The organism is Thiorhodovibrio winogradskyi, from assembly GCF_036208045.1.
GTDB classification, from domain to species: domain Bacteria; phylum Pseudomonadota; class Gammaproteobacteria; order Chromatiales; family Chromatiaceae; genus Thiorhodovibrio; species Thiorhodovibrio winogradskyi.
Genome location: NZ_CP121472.1, coordinates 4,635,469 through 4,651,465 on the forward strand (window position 1 = coordinate 4,635,469; position 15,997 = coordinate 4,651,465).

Here is a 15,997-nt window from a genome sequence, read left to right on the forward strand (position 1 = left end):
CCAGATTTTCCTTTCGAGGCGCGTTAACTCGCTGTTATAGTGCTTTTTATGAGCACTGAAAAAACGGCTAAAAAAGCGGACAAAAAAGCGGCCAAGCAAGCGGCTGACCTTGCTTTAGGATACCCATCGGCGCCTGATCGCGGCGAGCAACCGGCGCTGATGGAACCCATGCGCATTGGCGCCGGGTCACGGCATCGGGACGCCTTGACGGATCTGGCAGTCGAGCTGGCGGCCCGCGCGGCCAGCTTTCAGCGCAGCCTGCCCGAGGGCGTGCTTGACGCGCTGGCCGATCTGGTGCGGGCAATGAACTGCTACTACAGCAACCTGATCGAGGGTCATGACACCCACCCGATCGACATCGAGCGCGCGCTCAATGCGGATTACAGCGCCGATAGCGACAAGCGCAATCTGCAACTTGAAGCCCGCGCGCACATTGCTGTCCAGCAGTGGATCGACCAGGGCGGGCTGAGGGGCCGTGCGTTCGACCTGGACGCCATCCGCGAGATGCATCGGCGCTTCGGTGAGCTGTTACCCGATGCGTTGCTACTGGTGGAGAACCCGATCACCGGGGAGCAAAGTGTGATGACTCCCGGCGCGCTGCGCCAGCGCGATGTGCGGGTTGGTCAGCATGTGCCGGTCAGTCCGGGTGCGCTCAAGCGTTTTTTGGAGCGCTTTGCTGCTGCATACGCTGGGCTTGGCAAGGCGGAGAGCATTTTGGCGGTAGCGGCGGCGCATCATCGATTCTTGTGGATTCATCCCTTTCTCGATGGGAACGGCCGGGTCGCGCGACTAATGTCGCAAGCGGTGCTGCAAGAGCAGCTGGGCACCAGCGGCATCTGGTCGATTGCGCGCGGTCTGGCGCGTCAGGTCGAGACCTACAAGGCCCATCTCGCCGCGTGCGATCAGCCCAGGCGCAACGACCTCGATGGCCGTGGTCACCTGAGCGAAGAGGCCCTGGCGGCGCTCTCGCGCTTTTTTCTTGAAACCTGCCTGGATCAAATTGCCTTCATGGAAACCCTGGTGCAACCTGATCAACTCAAAGGCCGCATCATGCAATGGTGTGAGGACGAAAGCCGCGCGCGCCGCCTGCCCCCCAAGGCTGGGCGCATTCTGGAGGCCATCCTCTACCGTGGCCAATTGCCACGCGACGAATTGCCCGAACTGCTCGATACCAGCGACAGAAACGCCCGGCGTCTGGTAGCGGCCTTGGCGGATCAGGGCGTGCTGCGCTCTACCAGCTCACGCGCGCCGCTGCGCCTGGCATTTCCCGCACGACTGGCCGCGCGCTGGATGCCAGGGCTATTTCCGGAACCTGCCGCGTGATCGCGCTTGTTGTGAGTGCCGATTGCGCCCTTTTTTGTCCTGGTTTCACCTCAGGGCGGCATCTTGGTGGCGAGTCTGTTTGCCGCGCTCGCTCAGATCATCTATTACCTCAGCCTGATAGTCGATACGACTGGCAAGCGGCGCGACTGATGGTCAAGGGGTCCTCTCCAACGGCGGAAGGAGTGTCCGTTGAATACATCCGATCCCGCTCTCCGACGCTTGCCGACGGCGCAGACCCTGGTTGGCGACGGCGCGATTCGGATGGCACCCTTGCTCGGCTTGCCGCAATTGCTTGCCGAGCTGGGCGTGGATCCGGATCAGACCATTCGTGAAGGCGGCGGCGACCTGGCCGCTTTCGATGATGCGGACAAGACCATTCCTTTTCCCGCGCTCGGGCGTTTGCTCGCGCACTGCGCCCGGGTGACCGCTTACCCGCATCTGGGGCTGGAACTCGGGCAGCGCCTCGGGCTTGATGTACTGGGACTGATCGGCGCGATGGCACGGGTCGCGCCCGATCTGGGCACGGCGCTGCGCTTGATCATTCTGCACCTGCATCTGCATGATCGCGGCGCCGTGCCGCTGCTGTGGGAGCGCGGAGACCAGGCACGGCTGGGCTATGTTATCCACTGGCCGGATGTGCCGGGCATCGAGCAGATTTACGACGGCGCGCTAGCGATCAGCTACAACCTGATTCGCGCCCTGGCCGGCCCCAGCTGGCGGGCGAGCGCTGTCTGGTTGTGTCGGCCGTCGCCTGAGCAACCGGCTCCCTATCAGGCGCATTTTCGCGCGCGGCTGCATTTCGCCGCGTCCTTTGTCGCCGTGGGGCAACTGACGCTTCCATTCACGTCGCGACAGCGCGGGTGAAATGTGAAATCGCCAAAAAATGTCGTGAAATGTCAATCAAAACGCCCTTCGATTCGCGATAATCGCGACCGCGCGGACCATTGACCTTTGTCATTCATCGCCGGGGGCTGGTCTTCTGACCCCGGATGCTCTGTTCGACGCCCTGGCCGCAGAGATCGCATTCGATGGCGTGCGCTGATCCTTCGGACCATCCAACCACCTCAGTTAAGCTAACCCAATGCCGCTGAAGCACCTCGCCGGCTTAATCACCATCACGGCCACTTTGCTTGCCCAAGGCTGCGCCACACCGCTACCGCAGTTGGTCGGGATCGACAACCCGAGGTCGCCGGTGGCGTCCATACCCGACCTGCGTCGGCACCGCACCTTCATTATTACGACGCGGGCAGCGACCGAGGAGGTCGGGGCCTTCTTCTCCGGCGAGCGCGCGCCGGAATTGGGCCTTGCCTCGGTCGATGTCACAGTTCCGCCGAATCACGTGGTCGGTCAGCTTGAGCGACCCAAGCAGCTTCCGCCCGACCCACGCAAAGAGTTTGCGATTATCAATCCGACGGTGTATCGCACCGATGCGTCCTTCATCGCCGAGATTGACCGCGAACTCGCCACCCGTGCGGTCGGCCAGCGCACCCTGCTGCTCTTTGTGCACGGCTACAACACCACCACCAGCGACGCGCTGCTGCTCCTGGCACAATTCGTCGATGACACCGGCTTTCAGGGCGTGCCGGTGCTTTTCACTTGGGCGTCGGCGGCCAAGCTGGAGCGCTATGTTTACGATCTGAACAGCGCCCTCATCGCCCGCGGCAAGATCAAGGACATGGCCGATATCCTGGTGCGCACTCAAGCGGAGAGTGTGAATATCTTCGCGCATTCGATGGGCACCTTCCTGACCATGGAAGGGCTGGTCGATGCCCAGCAGGCCGGCACCCTCGGCCGCCGCGCGACCATCAATCACATCATTCTCGCGGCGCCCGACATCGACCTTGACCTGTTTCGCACCCAACTCGCCCAACTGGCCCCAGCGATTCGCAAGAAGATGTTCCTGCTGGTCTCCAAGGACGACATCGCGCTGAATCTGTCGCGCCGGATCGCCGGCGGCGTGCCGCGCGTCGGCGCTGCCGATGCCGAGCTACTGGAGCCGCTTGGCGTGACCGTCATCGACCTGTCCGAGATCAACAACTCCAGCTCCGGCAGCCACTCTAAGTTCGCCGGTTCGCCCGAGGTGGTGCAACTGATCGGCGCTGGGCTGAATTCCGCCGGGCGCTTCGGTGAAGCCAACACGCCCGGTCTCAATCAGCTTCTCTCTGGTGTGCCGATCCGCATTCTCGGGAACTGATTGCTTGATCCAATTCGCACAACCTAATCGACACGCCGCCGAGGAAACGCGCATGCCGAACGCTGTTGATGTCCCGATCACGACAGGAGCACAGGCCGTGAGACAGTGCTGGATTCACCTCAGAAGCCGAACCGAACGACCGGAGGCGAGGCGCCCGTCGCGTCAAGCGGCGCTCCGGTTGCCGGGTCTCTTCGCGCTCATCGGCCTCCTGGCCGCCTGGATCATCCCACCCGACGCCGTCTTCGCCGCGGACGCTGACCGCCGCCTGAACATCATCCTCATTCTCGGCGACGACCTGGGCTTCTCCGACATGGGTTCCTTTGGCGGCGAGATCACGACGCCAAGCCTCGACGCCCTGGCCAACGACGGGGTGCGCTTCACCAACTTCTACACCCACGCGACCTGCTCGCCCACGCGCTCGATGCTGTTGAGCGGCGTCGACACGCACCTCAACGGCCTCGGCAACATGGACGAGTACACCGCGCCCAACCAGCGCGGCGTGCCCGGCTACGAGGGTCACCTCAACAACCGGATCGTCACGCTGCCGCAGTTGCTGCGCGACGCCGGCTACCACACCTACATGGTCGGCAAATGGCATCTGGGCAAAGAGCCGGATCAGATCCCGGCCGCGCGCGGCTTCGAGCGCGATTTCTCGCTGCTCGACGGCGCCGGCAGCTACTGGGACATGAAGAGCTTCACCGCCGCGAACCCGAGGTCGACCTTCACCGAAGACGGGCGTTACCTCACCAAGCTGCCCAAGGACTATTACGCCACCAAGACCTACACCGACAAGCTCATCGGGTTCATCGACGCCAACCGGGGCAGCGGCAAGCCGTTCTTCGCCTACGTCTCCCACCAGGCGCCGCACGATCCCTTCCACCTGCCGAGGGAGTGGCGCAACCGCCACGTCGGCGCCTACGACCAGGGCTGGGACGCGGTGCGGCAGGAGCGGCTCCAGCGTCAGATCGACCTCGGCATCATGCCGCCGGGCACTGAGCTTGCCGAGCGCATGTGGTTCATCCCCGATCCCATCGTGCTGGCGCCCGCCAGCCGGGCCATGCTCGGCAAGAAGATGGAGCTCTACGCCGGGATGATGGAGAACCTCGACCACCACGTCGGCCGGCTCGTCGACCACCTGAAGAAGATCGGCGAGTACGACAACACCATTTTCATCGTCTTCGGCGACAACGGCGCGGAGGGAACGGATCTGTTCGAGATGATCGCCGGCTCCCCGGGTTCGCGCGACTTTCTCTTCGGCGCCATCAACTGGTCGCAGACGCATCCCAATGCCTGGGGCGACCCCGGCTCCTATGTCGGCTACGGGCCGATGTGGGCGCAGGTGTCGATGACGCCTTTCAGCCAGTACAAGGGCTGGACCGGGGAGGGCGGCATCCGCAACGCGCTCATCGTCAGCGGCCCGAACGTCAAGCGGCCCAAGGGCAGTATCAACACCGCGGGAATCATGCATGTCGCCGACCTGATGCCGACCTTGCTTGAAGTCGCCGGCGCCCGCTATCCGAAGACGCATGAAGGACGCGAACTGCCGCCCCTGCTCGGCAAGTCGTGGAATCGGATGCTGGCGGGCCAGGCGGAATCGCCCCGGACCGCCAAGGACTACCTCGCCTGGGAAATCTTCGGCAACCGGGCGGTGCGCCAGGGCGACTGGAAGATTCGTTGGGAGCACAAGCCGCTGGGCAAGGGCGAGTGGGAACTGTTCAACCTCAAGACCGATCCGGCTGAACGCCAAGACCTCGCCGCCGAGCGCCCGGACAAGCTGAAGACCCTGCTCGCGCGCTGGGACCACTATGTGAAGGCCAACAACGTGATCCTGCCGCGCCGCAACATCTTTGAGACCCTGGAAGATCAGCTACCGCCGCGCGTCCCCGACGATGCCGGCTACCCGCCGCTGATCTACCAGCGCCAGTTCGAGCCGCCCAAGGACATGCTGGCCGAGCCTAAGCCCAAACCCTAAACCTGACATCAAGCCTAAACCTGACATCAAGCCTAAACCTGACATCAAGACGGAGAGAGCCTTCATGCCCGAGGAGACCCATACAATCACGCGCGCCCACGGAGTGCGCCTGTTCGCCAGCGCGCTCTTCGCCTTAAGCGCGCTCGGCCCGCTCGCCGCCCAGGCGCAGACCCCGGCGCGCTTTTATCTCGACACCCTGTCCGGCGCCACTGCGGTGCCTGTCATCGTCGAGTCGGTCAACGGCAACACCAACCCCTTCGATCCGGCCCATAGCGTCCTGCCCGGCGCGGACTTCGACGCCACCCTGGCGATGGTTGGCTACGCCAGAACCTTCACGCTGTTCGACCGCTCGGCGCTGGCCGCCATCATCCTGCCGATGGGGCGGATCTCGGGTGATGTCACCCTGGGCGGGCGCACCTTCAACCAATCAGCCAGCGGCTTTGGCGATCCGATGCTCGAGTTCGCCATCAATCTGATCGGCCCGCCGGCGCAGAAGAACCTCCCCGATGCCATGCGCTACGAGCCGGGCTTCTCGCTCGACCTGCTTACCGACCTGGCCCTGCCGATTGGCGAATACAACAAGGATCAAGCGCTGAACATCGGCCAGAATCGCTGGTACGGGCGTGTGGGGATGCCGATGACCTGGCAGCTCGGCGCCTGGGTGCCGGGCCGACGCACCACGCTGGAGCTGCTGCCGTCGGTCCGGCTGTTTGGCGAGAACAGCGATTTTGTCGGGCAAAGGCTAGAGACCGACCCCATGTTCCAGCTCGACGCCCACCTCACCCGCGACCTGACCGAACACCTCTGGGGGTTCGCTCGACGCCGTCTGGTTCAATGGTGGCGAAGCGACCATCAACGGCGTGAAGGGGGATTCGACCGACACCTTCGGCCTCGGCCTTACCTTGGGCTATAGCATCAACGATAACTTGCAACTCACCTTCGGCTACAAGTCCACGCTCAACGACAACAAACCCGGCGACATGCAGATGGACAGCTTCAACTTCTCGCTAGTGTTTGGCTGGCATCCGCTGGTCGAGGGGTCGCGGCGGTTGAAGGAGAACCACCAGTAATCGGGTGTTGGCGGTCGATTCATCGCTTGCAAATGCCCCCAGCGCGATTTGACGCGAAGTCCGGGCTGATCCATCCGAGCGGCCGCGTGGTCATCGCCACCCAGATCGACACCCCTTGGTGCAGGTGTGCCGGGGACTTGACAGCTAGCGATTTGAACGACTCCCGTCAAGTGACTTGCCTTCGTACCTCAGAGGCGTATGCTGTCGAGCATGTTCAGCGTCATCGAAACCCCGCTGTTTTCCAAGCTCTGGCCGCGCTACTGGCGCGAAGAAGAGCGCGGCGCCTTCGCGGCTTTCCTGGCCGCCAACCCGTTGGCGGGCGATGTGATTCCCGGCACGAATGGCTTGCGCAAAGTCCGCTGGAGTCGCGCCGGTTCCGGGAAATCAGCCGGGGTACGGGTGATTTATTACACCCAGCTTGAGAACGGCGCGCTGATCCTGCTGGTGCTCTATGCCAAATCCGAACGCGGCAACCTGTCCGCAAGCCAACTGCTGGAGATCCGACATGCCATCGACCGCTCAACCACTCACTGATGCCGAGCTGGACGCCTTCGAGGACGGGCGCGACTTGGGCGAAGACCTGCTCGAATCCATCCGCCAGATGAAGGCCGGCCAGGGAACCCTGGTGTACTCACCGGTTATCGCCGCGCGTCAACAGGCGGGGTTGTCGCAATCCCAGTTTGCCGCCTTGCTCGGGGTGTCGGTGCGCACCTTGCAGGGGTGGGAACAGGGCAAGCGCCAGCCTTCCGGGGCCGCCCAGACCCTGTTCAAGGTCGCCGCGCGCCATCCTGAGGTGTTGCGCGAGTTGGCACAGTAGCCAGCACGAACCACGCCCGGCCATCAGAAGCGCAGCCGCCGAGAGTCGCTGTTCACCACGGCCTGGTCCGGCAGCTGACCGGCGACGAAGATCACGGCGTGCAAACTGCTCACCGATCGCTGAGGTTCCACCAATGAGGAGTGTCCGCATCATGGGCTATGGCTCTAATCGAAGGAATCGGTTGCTGTCCGGGATCGAACGGCCTCTCGCCGAACAGGCTCATTTGGCTTCAGATCAGCCATGGCTACTCGAATGTTACATGTTTCGATGGATAATTTACTCGAAGTCAGCCGTGATCGCGGCAGCGAGAAATCCAAGCTCAACGTGTAAAGGCCAAGCGCGATTCCTGCCAGGCGCTTGGCATGTGCCGCCGTTCCCCAGGATATGATCGCACGGCTGCGCCATCGCCCGTTCGAGCTGATGGACACCCTTGAGAAAATCCGCGATGCGTTCGTTCAGACGTTCGCGGTCCATAATCCTCTCGGCTCGGCATTGAATCGATTCATCATCATACCGCAACCCCCACTGAGGCCAGAAGGAACAACCGCATTCGTCAGGGCTGGAGTGCAGTAAGCGGATTCACTTTATCTGGCGCCGGGGCGGAGCCTCGGCACGAGGAATGCGCGCGACGCGACGGCGTTTTTTACGGACTGCGCGCTGCGGGGTTGGCCGGTGTTTGTTGCGGCAACCGGCGAGCATACTCAAGCGCCTTGGCATCCTCGCCGATCTGGCGATGGTAGTTCACTAAAGCAGACAAAATGTCCAGATTGGCAGGGCTTTGCTGATCCAGGCGTTCGAGCACCTGAATGGCTGCCGCTATCTGGTCGTTCGCTTGCAAGGCCACGGCATGGACATAGCCGTAACGCAGGTTATTCGGCGCGAGTTCGGCGGCTTTGGCCAGCGCGACCAAGGCCGATTCAAGCCGCTGCTGGCGCACCAACGACAGACCCAGCGCATGGTGTAGATCGGCGCTGTCGGGATTGCGGGTCAGCCCCTGCCGCAACAGGCGCTCGGCGGCTGGCTCCTGCCCGCGTTCACTCAGTAATAGCGCCAGGTTGACAGAGGCCGGAACAAACTGGGGTTGCTGCGCAATGGCTTGGCGATAGGCCTGTTCGGCTTCTTGATAACGGCCTAAGTCAGCGTATAGCACGCCCAGGTTCACCTGGGCTTCGGGACGCTCGGCGTTAAAGGTCTGGACCGCGATGTATTCCTCGATGCCCTGAGCGAGCCGTTCTTTCTCTTGCGGCGTGAACGCCTCGGTTGGCAGGCCAGCGAGCAACCGGGCGGCTTCGATGCGGATGGCTTTGTTTGCATCACCAAGCAGCGGGACGGCGAGCCGCCGCTGTGTCGGCCCAAGTGTTGCCAATGCATGCAGCGCGCCGAGCCGCAGCAAGGGGTCTGGCGAGTTGAGACTCTGTTGCACCTGGGTCAGCATGGCGTTGTCGGGATAGTCAGCCAGCGCCTGCAACGCCGTGGCGCGGGTGATCGCCGGCTGCGCTGGATTGGCGGCGATGGCTTGCAGCATCTGGCCGGCGGCGGGATGCCCCGCGCGCGCCGCCTGCATGGCCTGCGCTGATTGCGCTAATGGCTGCGGCGCTTCGCCATACCAGGTCGCGGTATGCCGCGCAGCCCAAGCGTCGGTTTGGTCCGCGTGGCACTGGGTACAGGCGTTCGGCGTACCCATGGTCAGGGACAAATCCGGGCGCGGGATGCGGAAGCTGTGATCGTGGCGGGCATCCACCACCATGAAGGTGGTCGGCGGCATGTGACATTCGATACAACTGGCCCCGCGCGAGTCGGGCGGATGAAAATGATGCGCGGTGCTGGCGTAGCGCGCCGGGGCATGGCATTGGACGCAGGTGGCGTCACCACCTGGCACGCGCAGATCAGCGGCATGAGGATCATGGCAATCGGAGCAGGTGACGCCGGCCTGGTGCATCTTGCTCTGCAAGAAGGAGCCCCAGACATAGACCTCATCCTGCATCTGGCCGTCCGGATAATAGAGCCCTTCGGTTAGGAGCGCGGGCTGGAAGCCATCCAAGAACGGCTGCCCGGCGACCATGTCATCGGTCATCTGGCTGCGCCGACTGTGACAGCGGGCACAAACATGGATCTCCTTGGCGCTCGTGCGTGGCTTGGAGCGTTTGGGCAAGCCGGTGTCCGGATCGATCCGCCAGGCGACCCCGGCGCGTTCGTCAAACCGGACGGTCAGGCCATACTCCGGGATGTCCGATGTTTCACCGCGCCCGGTTGCGGCGGCCCACTCCAGATGTCGGGAGCCAGGGCCATGGCATGCCTCGCAGGAGACATCGATTTCGGACCAGGTGGAGTGATAGCTGTCGCTGGCAGGGTCATAGCCCTTGCGCAGATTGGTGGAATGGCAATCCGCGCACATGAAATTCCAGTTCAGATTTGGCCCGGTCCAGTGCAGCACATCATCATGGCGCACCGGATCGTCAGGATGCAGATGCATCCAACGCTGGCCGCCCTCGGCCTCGGGGCGGCTGTCCCAGGCGATATCGAGCGCTTGCAAGCGTCCACCAGGGAAAGCGATCAGGTATTGTTGCAGCGGATAAACGCCGAAAGTGTATTTGATCGGGTAATCGTGCAAGGCGCCATCCGGTCCCTCGGTGCGCACCATAAAAACGCCATCCTGGCGGTAAAAGCGCGAGGTGACGCCAAATTGTTCAAAGCGGGCATCATCGAAATCCCCCAGCACCGAGGTGTCGCTTGCCTCCTGCATGGCTAGGTCATGGTGAGAGCCGCTCCAGCGGGCGTTCTCTTCGGCATGACAGGTCGCGCATTGAGCACGCCCGACGTAGGTCGGCTCGGCGTCGGCGGCGGCGTGCGCGGCCCAGGCGAGCAGGACGCCGGTCAAGATGCATCTGATCGTATAATGCTTAAGATGCATGGCGTTCTCGATGACGAAAGCGGTCATTCTGGCGCCTTCTGGTGCCTGAGTGCCGGTGGTTCGCCAACCCGGAGAAGCGAAAACATCAGTCCACATGTCGAGCATGGGCAGCAGGTAGTACCGGCCATCGGTATCCGGTGCGGAGACGATCAGCGGTTCCTTGGTCAGGTCCAGCCAGGCGACGGAATAGAGCGTGTCGAAGTTGACGCGCACGACGACTTTCAAATCGGCAGGCGGATACTCCGGGACGCTGACAAACATGTTCATCGGCCCCTTGGCGAACTCTTTGCCGGGTTCAATGTTGGTGCTTTGCAGACGGGTAATATCCATCGATACCAGCGGATAGAAGTAGAGGTAGGCGTCCACGGCGATGGCACGCGCCTCCTCTGCGCTGATCTTGTCTTGGGCGTGAGCTTGGATCTGTGGCAGCGCAAGCAGCGCCGTGATGCACCCCAGCGTGACGAGACTTGTGAGTCTTGTGCGTTTTGTCATCTTGTGGCCCCTTTGGTGTTGAATCGAATTGAAAACTGGGCAGCTAGCGCCAGCCGTAACCGGCCGGCTTTGGATAACCATCATCAAACATTTGTTTTTCATTAAGTCTTTCGGAGACTACGCACAAATTTGAGACACTACCCAAGTTACCACCTGAAGCTGACGCCGAGTCCGGGACCCTGCAGCGTCATATCCGCATCCAGCTTGTCGAAGTCGTAGGACAAGGCCCGATAGGCGAGGGTCACATCCCCCCAGTCGAGCCGATAACCAATCCCCAGCATGGCTTGCCAAGTGGTGTTGGAGGCTCCCGTGCCCAGGTCGGCGTAGAAAGGCACGAACCACTGGGTGCCAGGAAACAGAATCTCGCCGCGCAGGCCGACAAGGCCATCCCAACCGTCTTGATCTATCGACACATCCTGCTGGCGAGAGACCCGGCCAAGCGGCCCTTGCACACTGAGTTTGATGTTGCTGTCGAGCGACAGATAGCGCGCGCCGGCCATCAGATCGAGCGAGAAGTCGCTGCGGTCGATGACCTGGTAACCGCCAGCCAGGGTCCAGACGGTGGCGCTGAGTTCGATCCTTGCTTTACGCTCGATCTGGGAGTTCAGAAAACCCGCGGGGCCGGTGACATCACGCACCTTGGTGTCTTTGTCGCCAAAGCTGGTGTAGAGCACATCGGTGTACAAGGACCAGCGCCCCTTGCGCGCCTCCCCCATAGCCATGAAGGCCATGTCGAGATTGCTCAGGTAGCTATCCGGGCTGGTCGAGGCCCTCAGGCTGACAGGACCAACCGTCGAGCCATCCGGCAGTCGCAGACTGGATGGATTGGCAGTCGCGTTTGCATCGAGCGCGGGCAGCCACAGGTAGGGGGTGACGCGGAACTGCCAGCCGCTGTCATTGCTGCTCTCGGCGACTCCGGCGGTGGACACCGAGAACAGGCACGCCGCCGTGAGCCAGGGGATGGAGCGATATCGGGGACGAAAGGAAGGCATGGGTGACTCTCCGGCGCAGCAAATCGCAGCGGCCAAAACACGCCGTGATACCGAGGATGAATCGCCGATTATTCGCCCCGCGCACCCGCTTGAAAATCACAATTCGCGACAAATTGCGATCCGTCACTCCCTGATCTCAAAACCCCTGGAGAAACAAGAACTCAGATCCGCTGCGATGGATGCTTATCGACGCGGCCCGGATCGGTCTCGGTGGGTCGCGCTTTCCGCCATGCACCGGCTGTCATGCCAGACCACTGACGAAAGGCGTGCGAGAAGGGCCCGCTGCCCGCATAGCCAAGCAAATAGGCAATCTCGCTGACGGGCAACTGGGTATCGCGCAACAACTGTCGCGCCAGATCATGGCGCGCCTGAGCCAATAACGCCGCGAAGGTCACGCCTTCTTCGCGCAGTCGCCGATTGAGGGTTCGCGGATGCATGGCGAATAGCTGCGCCACATCCGCCCGCTCAGGGCCAGCGCGAGTACCGCAAGATCCGGCCACCAGCAGGCGCAGCAGCACAAGGCGCACCTCGTCGGCCAAGCCCAGATCGCTGATTGCACCCAGGGATTCGAGGTCCGACTTGGCCTTGGCATAGGCGCGCGCATCCGCGTCCATGCAAGGGCGCTTGAGATCGGCGGTCGGAAACACCACCGCCGCCTGCTGCGCGCCGAAACGCAGCGGCGCGCGAAAGTGCTCCCGAAAAGCCGCACTGTCCACGGGCGGTTCGCGAAAGAAGCGGACTTCGCTCGCCTGCCAGTCCGGGCCGGCCAGCTCGCGGAACATGTTCCAGGCGATGGCCAGGGCGCCATCGTAGACATGATCCGTGCCAACCACATCCGAGCACCACAGAGTGTAACCAAAACGCGCCTGATGTCCGTCCACACAGAGATAGGGAATGGCCCCCCGGTCATGCAGGTGCAAGTGCAGGATCAGGGTGCGCAAGGCCAGTCCCACCGTGGGCGCCAGGCGCATGGCGCGACCAACGGCGCCGACTACATTCAGTCCCGCCCCTTGGCCGAGCGCGAGACCCGGATAGGCGCAGGCGGTATTCGTCGCGACATACGCCAGCAGGCGACCCACGGCGCTGAAGGCAATGGTGTTATCCGGGTCGCTGAACAACTCCGGACGGCAGCCACAGCCGCGAATCACCGCGTCCGGGTCCAGCCCCTCGCGCGCCATCAGTCGCGGCAAATCCCGCACCACGGCCATACGCACCATGCCGTTGCTCGCCAGGCCCAGTGCCGCCAGCCGGCAGGCGGGGGAAATCGCTCGTCTGGGCATCGCGTGAATTCCGCTTCTTTGATCAGATGACGGTAGGGGTTCAATGACGATGAGATTGCGCAAACGGGCCTGCTGGACTGAGAATGACGGAGCAACGCCGCTTGATCACTTGAATCTTAGTGCTCAATCCCGCGACAAATCTACCTTTTCGTGCCATCCGCGTTTTTAACACAAGAATCCAGACACCAAGCCCGCCCAATCGCCACCGGAAGCCACCGCCATGCGCTTTTTCAACACCGAAGGCCCAGTGCGCCCCGAGATGCACTATGTGCTGCCGCCACTCGGGCGCTGGGATCTGGACGAAGTGCTGCGGATGATCGCGCAGCAAAAATATTTCCTGCTCCACGCCCCACGCCAGACCGGCAAAACTTCCTGCCTGCTGGCGCTGATGGAACGGCTCAACCGCGAGGGACACTATCTGGCGGTCTATGCCAATCTCGAAACCGCCCAGGCGGCGCGGGAGAATATTGAACTGGCCATGACCGACATTGTGCAGACCATCGCCGATGAAGCGCGCGCGGACACCGGCGAACAGGGCTTGGCGGAACTGGCGGACGACGTGCTATCAAACAACGCCCCCACCCGCGCCCTGCGTGCCTTCCTTACCCAATGGTGCGAGCGCAGCTCCCGCCCGCTGGTGCTCTTTCTCGATGAGGTCGATGCCCTGGTGGGAGACACCCTGGTCTCGCTGCTGCGCCAATTGCGCGGCGGCTATCGTCAGCGTCCCCGCTCCTTTCCCAATACCATCGTGCTGTGCGGCGTGCGCGATCTGCGCGACTATCGCATCCACGCCAGCTCCGAAGACGGCCCCATCACCGGCGGCAGCGCCTTTAACATCAAGGCCAAATCCCTGCGACTGGGCGATTTCAATGCCGAAGAGGTCAATACTCTGCTCACCGAGCACACCCAGGAAACCGGGCAGATTTTTACCCCCGAGGCCCTGGTGCGGGTCTGGACGCTCACTCAGGGGCAACCCTGGCTGGTCAACGCCCTGGCTTACGAGTGCTGTTTCGAGCTGCCCGCCGGGCGTGATCGCGCCCATCCCATTTGTGTCGATCTGATCGATCAGGCCAAGGAAAATCTGATTCTGCGCCGGGTCACTCATCTTGATCAGCTCGCCGACAAACTGCGCGAGCCCCGGGTGCGGCGTATCATCGAGCCGATGCTGGCGGGCAATGCGCTCGGCGAGATCCCCGCCGACGAGCGCGATTACCTGATTGATCTCGGCCTATTGCGACGCGTCAATGGCGGCGGTCTGACCGTGGCCAACCCCATCTATCGCGAGGTGCTGCCGCGCACCCTGGCCAGTGGACCGAACGATGCCATGCCGCAGATCCGCCCCACCTGGCTGACCGCGACGGGTGAACTCGACGCCGAGATGCTGTTCGATGCCTTTCTCGCCTTCTGGCGCCAGCATGGCGAGGCGCTGCTCGGCAGTGCGCCCTATCACGAAATCGCGCCCCATCTGGTGCTGATGGCCTTCTTGCAGCGGGTGGTCAAAGGCGGCGGCGGCACACTGGAACGGGAATACGCCATCGGGCGCGGGCGCATGGATCTGTGCCTGCGCTACGGACGCCTGACCCTGGGCATGGAGCTGAAGGTTTGGCGTCCCGGCGCCGCCGATCCGCTCACCGAGGGACTCACGCAGCTCGATGAGTATCTGGCCGGCTTGAACCTAGACAGCGGCTGGCTGGTGATTTTCGACCGCCGACCGGGCATCCCGCCGCTGACCGAGCGCCTGCGCAGCGAGGACACCCAGACCCCGAGCGGCCGCGCGGTGCGGCTGGTGCGGGCTTAACGGGGCGTGCTGACACCGGCGAACAGGGCCTCGCGGAACTGGCCCTTAGTCGATACTTGTCCCGTCCCAGCAGTATCTGTGCTGGTTGATGCAAGCTCGGCGCAAGAATATGGAACGCATGGCCGAGGTCGTTCCCGACGGCGACGAGCAACAGTTACAGCATTTCTTGTCCGAATCTCCGTGCTCTGCGCGCGAGGTGCTCGATCACGTCGCCCAAGAAGCCGATTGCCTGCTCGGGGGCTTTGGCGATTCGGCGCTGTTACTCGAGGAATCGGGGTTGACCAAGAAAGGCCGGCATTCTGTTGGTGTGGCACCCCAATGGAACGGGCGCCTGGGCAAAGTTGACAACTGCCAGGTCGGTGTTTTCACCGCACTGTGCCATGGGGATCGTGCCGCGCCGATTGATGCGCGCTTGTACCTGCCCAAGGCTTGGACGGACGATCCCAAACGCTGTCGCCGGGCTGGGGTGCCGCAGGCCGAATAGGTGGCCCGCAGCAAGGCGCAGTTAGCGCTGCAGAGCGTGCGCCATCAGCGTGCCCGCGGGGTGCGGTTCAATTGGCTACTAGTTGATGGCGGATATGGCAAAGAGCCCTGGCGGCTGCGTGCCCTGGATGGCGATGGTGAGGTGTTCATTGCCGATGTGCACCCTAGTCGGATCAGGGATCAGCACATCTATCTTGAGAACCCGAAACCACAGATTCCCGAACGTTCTTTCCGGCGCGGACGTCAACCCAAGCGCCTGGTGGCTCAGATCGCCCTCGTTCGTGTTGATGAGTGGGTCGCCGCGCAACCCGACACTGCCTGGCAGCGGGTTACGCTGCGCGATAGCACCAAGGGGAGCTGCGAGTCGAAACGCTTCATCGGCGCGAATGGGTCTGGGATGGCGAAGAGTCTGAGGCACACCACTGGCATCTGGTATGCATGAGCATCCAAATTGCGGGAAATCGGGCTTCTGGTGAGCACGATATTTGAGGGTCGCTTTGCTAAGATGCTGGTTACACGAAGATAATCACTTTCAGTGAAGGAAGGAGTGACCATCTTCATCATCGGTGCCGGAACGACGAATCAAGAGGTTACAGTGGCTCCCGCATTTAATTGCCTTGTAGACCGGCCGCCACTCCGCACTTCTCCCCCCCGAGGGGGCGGCG

At 62.7% G+C, this 15,997-nt stretch carries 13 protein-coding genes and 1 pseudogene; 10 read left to right on the forward strand and 4 right to left on the reverse strand.

The window, feature by feature from the left end:
* The first annotated feature begins 48 nt into the window (after nucleotides 1-48).
* The 8 genes from Thiowin_RS21280 to Thiowin_RS21315 all read left to right on the forward strand — a co-directional run bounded on the left by Thiowin_RS21280 (nucleotide 49) and on the right by Thiowin_RS21315 (nucleotide 7,376).
* The gene (locus Thiowin_RS21280; RefSeq protein ID WP_328984974.1) at nucleotides 49-1,323 is read left to right on the forward strand and encodes a Fic family protein; all 1,275 of its coding nucleotides are present in this window, start codon (nucleotides 49-51) and stop codon (nucleotides 1,321-1,323) included.
* Between the two features lie 189 nt (nucleotides 1,324-1,512).
* Complete coding sequence (locus Thiowin_RS21285) at nucleotides 1,513-2,187, forward strand: AraC family transcriptional regulator ligand-binding domain-containing protein (RefSeq protein ID WP_328984975.1); 675 nt, start codon at nucleotides 1,513-1,515, stop codon at nucleotides 2,185-2,187.
* A gap of 217 nt (nucleotides 2,188-2,404) precedes the next feature.
* Nucleotides 2,405-3,517: an alpha/beta hydrolase gene (locus Thiowin_RS21290; protein WP_328984976.1), complete on the forward strand. Its 1,113-nt coding sequence runs from the start codon at nucleotides 2,405-2,407 to the stop codon at nucleotides 3,515-3,517.
* 178 nt (nucleotides 3,518-3,695) lie between these two features.
* Nucleotides 3,696-5,489, forward strand: a complete 1,794-nt coding sequence (locus tag Thiowin_RS21295; RefSeq protein ID WP_328984977.1) for an arylsulfatase — start codon at nucleotides 3,696-3,698, stop codon at nucleotides 5,487-5,489.
* 64 nt (nucleotides 5,490-5,553) lie between these two features.
* Complete coding sequence (locus Thiowin_RS21300; RefSeq protein ID WP_328984978.1) at nucleotides 5,554-6,402, forward strand: transporter; 849 nt, start codon at nucleotides 5,554-5,556, stop codon at nucleotides 6,400-6,402.
* On the forward strand, nucleotides 6,350-6,559 hold the full coding sequence (locus Thiowin_RS21305) for a hypothetical protein (RefSeq protein ID WP_408034117.1): 210 nt from the start codon (nucleotides 6,350-6,352) through the stop codon (nucleotides 6,557-6,559). Before Thiowin_RS21300 ends, Thiowin_RS21305 begins: the two co-directional genes overlap by 53 nt.
* 198 nt (nucleotides 6,560-6,757) lie before the next feature.
* Nucleotides 6,758-7,093: a transcriptional regulator gene (locus Thiowin_RS21310; protein WP_328984980.1), complete on the forward strand. Its 336-nt coding sequence runs from the start codon at nucleotides 6,758-6,760 to the stop codon at nucleotides 7,091-7,093.
* Nucleotides 7,065-7,376 (forward strand): helix-turn-helix domain-containing protein, encoded by a 312-nt coding sequence (locus tag Thiowin_RS21315; protein ID WP_328984981.1) that lies wholly within the window; start codon nucleotides 7,065-7,067, stop codon nucleotides 7,374-7,376. Before Thiowin_RS21310 ends, Thiowin_RS21315 begins: the two co-directional genes overlap by 29 nt.
* 276 nt (nucleotides 7,377-7,652) lie before the next feature.
* On the opposite strand, the gene Thiowin_RS21320 is transcribed toward Thiowin_RS21315, so the two are convergent.
* The 4 genes from Thiowin_RS21320 to Thiowin_RS21335 all read right to left on the reverse strand — a co-directional run bounded on the left by Thiowin_RS21320 (nucleotide 7,653) and on the right by Thiowin_RS21335 (nucleotide 13,051).
* Complete coding sequence (locus Thiowin_RS21320; RefSeq protein ID WP_328984982.1) at nucleotides 7,653-7,850, reverse strand: hypothetical protein; 198 nt, start codon at nucleotides 7,848-7,850, stop codon at nucleotides 7,653-7,655.
* A gap of 169 nt (nucleotides 7,851-8,019) precedes the next feature.
* The gene (locus Thiowin_RS21325; RefSeq protein ID WP_328984983.1) at nucleotides 8,020-10,779 is read right to left on the reverse strand and encodes a DUF1254 domain-containing protein; all 2,760 of its coding nucleotides are present in this window, start codon (nucleotides 10,777-10,779) and stop codon (nucleotides 8,020-8,022) included.
* A 146-nt stretch (nucleotides 10,780-10,925) separates the two neighbouring features.
* Nucleotides 10,926-11,771, reverse strand: a complete 846-nt coding sequence (locus tag Thiowin_RS21330) for a hypothetical protein (protein WP_328984984.1) — start codon at nucleotides 11,769-11,771, stop codon at nucleotides 10,926-10,928.
* A 161-nt stretch (nucleotides 11,772-11,932) separates the two neighbouring features.
* A complete protein-coding gene (locus Thiowin_RS21335) occupies nucleotides 11,933-13,051 on the reverse strand; it encodes an AraC family transcriptional regulator (RefSeq protein ID WP_328984986.1) in 1,119 nt (372 codons plus the stop codon).
* 220 nt (nucleotides 13,052-13,271) lie between these two features.
* Between Thiowin_RS21335 and Thiowin_RS21340 the strand changes: the two genes are divergently transcribed.
* Complete coding sequence (locus Thiowin_RS21340; protein WP_328984987.1) at nucleotides 13,272-14,849, forward strand: ATP-binding protein; 1,578 nt, start codon at nucleotides 13,272-13,274, stop codon at nucleotides 14,847-14,849.
* 118 nt (nucleotides 14,850-14,967) lie between these two features.
* Nucleotides 14,968-15,774 (forward strand): annotated as a pseudogene (locus Thiowin_RS21345) (IS701 family transposase).
* Nucleotides 15,775-15,997: the final 223 nt, after the last annotated feature.